Below are 4,946 nucleotides of genomic sequence, written 5' to 3'. Positions count from 1 at the left end.
CTGATACCAGCGGCTCGGAAGATCTGTCCGGTGTGCAGTTCATTAACGGTACCCGCCCCGGCAATCCTCAGCTGGTTGAACTGGCCAAGCGTCAGGTGGGCAATGTGGGCGGTTATCCCTACTGGAGCTGGTACGGCTTTGACTCCCGTGTGGAATGGTGCGCCTGCTTCGTATCCTGGTGCTATAACCAGGCAGGAAAAAGTGAACCGCGCTTTGCAGGCTGTGAGTGGCAGGGCGTTCCGTGGTTCCAGTCTCATGGACAGTGGGGCGCAAGAGGATATAACAATCTGGCTCCCGGAGATGCAATTTTCTTTGACTGGGATTTGGATGGGACAGCAGACCATGTAGGTATCGTGATCGGTACGGATGGCAGCCGTGTTTATACCGTGGAGGGAAATTCCGGCGATGCCTGCAAGATTAAAAGTTATGACCTGAATTATCAAAGCATTAAGGGCTACGGCCTGATGAACTGGTAACAGAGATTTTTAAGAAGGAGTGATAGACGATGGCAAAGAACAAAATTGAGCGCATTGACCAGGAGATTACAAAGGTCCGCGAGAAGATCGCAGAGTATCAGGAAAAGCTCAAGGCGCTGGAAGCACAGAAAACCGAGGCAGAAAATCTGGAGATCGTCCAGATGGTGCGCGCCCTGCGTATGACCCCGACCCAGTTGAGCGCCATGCTGTCCGGTGGCACAGTTCCCGGCAGTTTGGCTGATGACAATAACGAACAGGAGGAAAACAGCTATGAGGAATAAACGATTGCTCCGAACACTTTCCGCCTTTTGCCTGACAATGGTTGTGGCATTTGGCTTTACGATCCCTGCTTTTGCACAGGGGTCAGAACAGGCTCCGGCGGCACCGGCAGAGGATTCTACCAATGACAGCAATGTGATTGTGGAAGAAACAGAACCAGCACCGGCACTTACACCGGAGGGGAATGCGGCACTGGTGGATGATTTTGGAGGCAATAAGCAGCTTATTACTGTTACCACCAAGGCTGGAAATTACTTTTACATCCTGATTGACAGGGCGAATGAGGATAAAAAGACTGCTGTTCACTTTCTGAATCAGGTGGATGAAGCGGATTTGATGGCACTGATGGAAGATGAAAATGTCAAAGAGAAGCCGTCTGCTGTGTGTAGCTGCACGACAAAATGTGAAGCAGGGGCAGTCAATACGACTTGTCCGATCTGTGCAACTGATAAGAGTAAATGTACGGGCAAAGCACCGGAACCTCCGGCAGAAACATCGGAGCCGGAAAAGGAGAAGCCTGCCGGATTGAACCCGGCTGCGATAGTCCTTTTGCTGGCTCTGCTGGGAGGCGGTGGCGTATTTGCCTACTTGAAGCTCGTTAAGAACAAGCCTAAGACCAAGGGCAATGACAGTCTGGACGATTATGATTATGGTGAGGAAGATTCCGAGGAATGGGAAACCGAAAATGAGGAGTCGGATGAGCCTGACGCTGACGGGGGCAGCCCAGAAGAAGATGACGAGGACAGCGTGAAATGACCCGTTTCACAGACAGTCCCTATGAACGCATGATGACACGCAGGCCGGAGGGCGGGAAGGAAATTTCCCGTCCTCCTTCTTTACCCCACAACCACCCCTGCTATGGTTGCGGGAATTATGGAAGTCCCTGTGTAGGTATCTGCCATCGTGAGATGGAACGATGGCTCAAAGAAAGGAAACGAAAAAAATGAGTGTTCTGATTATATTTATCAAGCTGATTGCTGTTTTTGACCTGCTGGTAATTGCTGTGTATTTTGGCGGCGACATTCTTTCTACCATGTTAAACAAACTTCAGAGAAAGCCAAAGCAAGATGACCCCTTTGATTTCTCCTTAGATACCATGACAGTTTCATTGTCCATAGATTCTATTCGTCAGCTTTATTCCGGTGACGCGGCAGATTTTGTGGAAGAAAAGATTCTGCCAAATGCGGAGAAAACAATGGCCGTTTTGACGGAACAAGAACGGACGGCGGCTCGTCTGCTCTTATCCGCTCTAATCGGTTTTCTTGCAGCAGAAGCTCCTATGGATGAACAGAGCTTTCCTTTGATGATGGAACTTCTGAACTGCATGGAAGGGGAAAAAGAAGATGGTTGTCAGGATGCAGTAGATAGTTTACTTGAAGATGCCGCCTGCAATACCCGCCGTCACGAAGAATATTACAGCAATTATCAACGCTACCAGCTGATGCAGGTGGATAAAACCCGTGTCATTTTGGCTTGCCGTATCATCATCAATGACCTGCTGGGGAAACTGTATCGCTATGACTACCGGTTTGGTTATAACCTGCTACTGGATGAGGAAAACAGCATAGAGAAAAAACTGCACACGCCTGTGCGGGAAGAATGGGAGGCTGAAGATGATGAGATATAAACTGGTAATCGCTGAAAAACCATCGGTTGCACAAAGTCTGGCTGCGGTAATCGGTGCAACTGCTCGTAAGGACGGGTATCTGGAGGGTAACGGCTGGCGTGTCAGCTGGTGCGTAGGCCATCTGGCCGGTCTTGCGGATGCAGACAGCTATGACCCCAAGTATGCCAAGTGGCGATATGATGATCTGCCTATCCTGCCGGAACATTGGCAGATGGTGGTGGGAAAAGATAAGAAAAAGCAGTTTGATATTCTCAAAAAGCTGATGAATGCCCCGGATGTGACGGAAGTGGTAAATGCCTGTGATGCCGGACGCGAGGGCGAGCTGATCTTTCGCAGCGTCTACGAGCTGGCGGGTTGCCAGAAGCCCATGAAGCGGCTCTGGATTTCCAGTATGGAGGACTCCGCCATAAGGGAAGGCTTTGCAAACCTGCGCCCCGGTGCGGACTATGACGGACTTCGGGATGCTGCCCTCTGCCGTGCCAAGGCCGACTGGCTGGTGGGAATCAATGCCACAAGGCTTTTTTCCGTGCTGTATCACCGAACCCTCAACATCGGGCGCGTGATGTCCCCAACGCTGGCGCTTATTGTTCAGCGAGAAGCTGAGATCGACACCTTTCAACCGATTCCCTTTTATACCGTGGCGCTGGAGCTGCCCGGTCTTACCGTATCCGGGGAGCGCATGGCGGATAAGGTTGCTGCTGAGCAGCTGAAAGAAGCCTGTCAGGGTGCAAATGTCACAATCAAAAAGGTGGAGCGCAAGGAAAAGTCCGAAAAGCCGCCTGCCCTCTATGACCTAACTACCCTGCAAAGAGATGCCAACCGTCTGCTTGGATTTACAGCCCAGCAGACCCTGGACTATCTGCAAAGCCTGTATGAAAAGAAGCTCTGCACCTATCCCCGTACTGACAGCCGCTATCTGACTGGCGATATGGCAGACAGCCTGCCGGTGCTGGTGAATCTGGTTGCCAATGCTATGCCGTTTCGCAAAGGAATCGCCATTACCTGTGATCCGCAGACGGTAATCAACGATAAGAAAGTAACCGACCACCACGCAGTAATCCCTACCAGAAATCTCAAGGATGCAGGCCTTTCTGCCCTTCCTGCGGGAGAAAAAGCGGTGCTGGAGCTGGTGGCCCTGCGTCTGATGTGTGCCGTAGCCCAGCCCCATACCTATTCGGAAACCGTTGTGATTGCCGACTGTGCCGGTGGGGAGTTTACCGCCAAAGGAAAAACAGTGAAGCACCCCGGATGGAAAGCACTGGAGGACGCTTACCGTGCCAAAATGAAGGATGCGGAGCCAAAAAAAGAGGGCGCAGAGAAAGCCCTGCCGGAGCTGACCGAAGGACAGACCCTTTCGGTTTCTGCGGCAATCGTCAAAGAAGGCAAAAGCAGTCCGCCCCAGCACTTTACGGAGGACACCCTATTGTCCGCGATGGAGACTGCCGGAAAAGAAGATATGCCGGAGGATGCCGAACGAAAAGGTCTGGGGACACCGGCAACCCGTGCCGGTATTTTGGAAAAGCTGGTGTCTGCCGGTTTTCTGGAACGAAAAAAGAGCAGGAAAACGGTGCAGCTTCTCCCTTCCCACGATGCAGTCTCCCTTATCACCGTTCTGCCGGAACAGCTGCAATCTCCGCTTCTGACTGCCGAGTGGGAGTACCGCCTGGGCGAGATCGAGCGCGGGCAGCTTGCCCCGGAGGAGTTTTTGGACGGGATCAGCACCATGCTGAAAGATCTGGTGGGAACTTATCAGGTCATCAAGGGAACCGAGTACCTGTTCACTCCGCCCCGTGAGGTGGTGGGCAAATGCCCCCGCTGCGGCGGTGAAGTTGCAGAATTGCAAAAAGGCTTCTTCTGTCAGAACAAAGATTGCAAATTTGCAATCTGGAAAAACAACAAATGGTGGGCTGCCAAGAAAAAACAGCCGACCAAGGCTGTGGTGTCTGCGCTGCTGAACGATGGCCGTGTCCGTGTGACGGGGTTATATTCGGAGAAAACCGGCAAGACCTACGATGCCACTGTGGTTTTGGAGGACGATGGACAGTATGCCAATTTCAAGCTGGAATTTGACCAGCGGAAAGGAGGCAGCCGATGAAGCTCTCTTTAGTGGAACGGGAAACCATTCTCCTCTATAACCAGGCAGAACCAATGGCTGAGGTCTACACCCACGATCCCCGTCTGATGGAGAAGCTGGAACTGCTGGCAAAAAAGCACCCCGACCAGATCACCCGAAAGGACGCCCATAACTTTACCGTCCCCAAGCGGTGTGTATCAGTCAGGGAGCCATACAGCGCAGAACGCCGCAAAGCTGCCAGTGAGCGTGCGAAAGCCGCCGGATACCAGCCCCCTGTGAAAAAGTCCGGCAGTTAAAGGCACATGGCAGAGAATGTATTTGAAGCAGTCAAGCAGTCGGTCAGCACCAGAGAAGCGGCAGAGTTTTATGGGATAAAAGTCAGGCGAAATGGCATGGCCTGCTGTCCTTTTCACGATGATAAGAACCCCAGCATGAAGGTAGACCAGCGATTCCACTGCTTTGGCTGCGGTGAAGATGGGGATGTGATCGA

The 4,946-nt window shown here is 52.1% G+C and carries 8 protein-coding genes; all 8 read left to right on the top strand.

Translation table 11 applies throughout. The annotated features are described in order from the left end of the window. A partial coding sequence (locus PGS25_RS15100) for a CHAP domain-containing protein (protein ID WP_270419361.1) occupies positions 1 to 476 on the top strand: 476 nt, incomplete at its 5' end. A 29-nt stretch (positions 477 to 505) separates the two neighbouring features. Next, positions 506 to 757: a DUF4315 family protein gene (locus tag PGS25_RS15095; RefSeq protein ID WP_006777886.1), complete on the top strand. Its 252-nt coding sequence runs from the start codon at positions 506 to 508 to the stop codon at positions 755 to 757. Continuing rightward, positions 747 to 1,511 carry a DUF4366 domain-containing protein gene (locus PGS25_RS15090; RefSeq protein ID WP_270419360.1) on the top strand — a complete coding sequence of 255 codons (765 nt, stop codon included), beginning with the start codon at positions 747 to 749 and terminating at the stop codon, positions 1,509 to 1,511. Before PGS25_RS15095 ends, PGS25_RS15090 begins: the two co-directional genes overlap by 11 nt. Beyond that, positions 1,508 to 1,702, top strand: coding sequence for a hypothetical protein (locus PGS25_RS15085; RefSeq protein ID WP_081021222.1), 195 nt, complete (start codon positions 1,508 to 1,510; stop codon positions 1,700 to 1,702). The genes PGS25_RS15090 and PGS25_RS15085 overlap by 4 nt, the downstream gene beginning before the upstream one ends. Beyond that, positions 1,699 to 2,382: a hypothetical protein gene (locus tag PGS25_RS15080; RefSeq protein ID WP_055224691.1), complete on the top strand. Its 684-nt coding sequence runs from the start codon at positions 1,699 to 1,701 to the stop codon at positions 2,380 to 2,382. Before PGS25_RS15085 ends, PGS25_RS15080 begins: the two co-directional genes overlap by 4 nt. Next, positions 2,369 to 4,477 carry a type IA DNA topoisomerase gene (locus PGS25_RS15075; protein ID WP_270419358.1) on the top strand — a complete coding sequence of 703 codons (2,109 nt, stop codon included), beginning with the start codon at positions 2,369 to 2,371 and terminating at the stop codon, positions 4,475 to 4,477. Before PGS25_RS15080 ends, PGS25_RS15075 begins: the two co-directional genes overlap by 14 nt. Continuing rightward, positions 4,474 to 4,752 (top strand): hypothetical protein, encoded by a 279-nt coding sequence (locus PGS25_RS15070; protein ID WP_004798047.1) that lies wholly within the window; start codon positions 4,474 to 4,476, stop codon positions 4,750 to 4,752. Before PGS25_RS15075 ends, PGS25_RS15070 begins: the two co-directional genes overlap by 4 nt. 6 nt (positions 4,753 to 4,758) lie before the next feature. Then, positions 4,759 to 4,946: CHC2 zinc finger domain-containing protein (locus tag PGS25_RS15065; RefSeq protein WP_270419357.1), on the top strand; the 188-nt coding region annotated here is incomplete at its 3' end.

It is taken from the genome of Butyricicoccus sp. AM78-15b2TA (assembly GCF_027665985.1).
Lineage (GTDB): Bacteria > Bacillota > Clostridia > Oscillospirales > Butyricicoccaceae > Agathobaculum > Agathobaculum butyriciproducens.
Note: the sequence above shows the minus strand (reverse complement) of the source record. Positions and strands in the feature narration are given on the sequence as shown.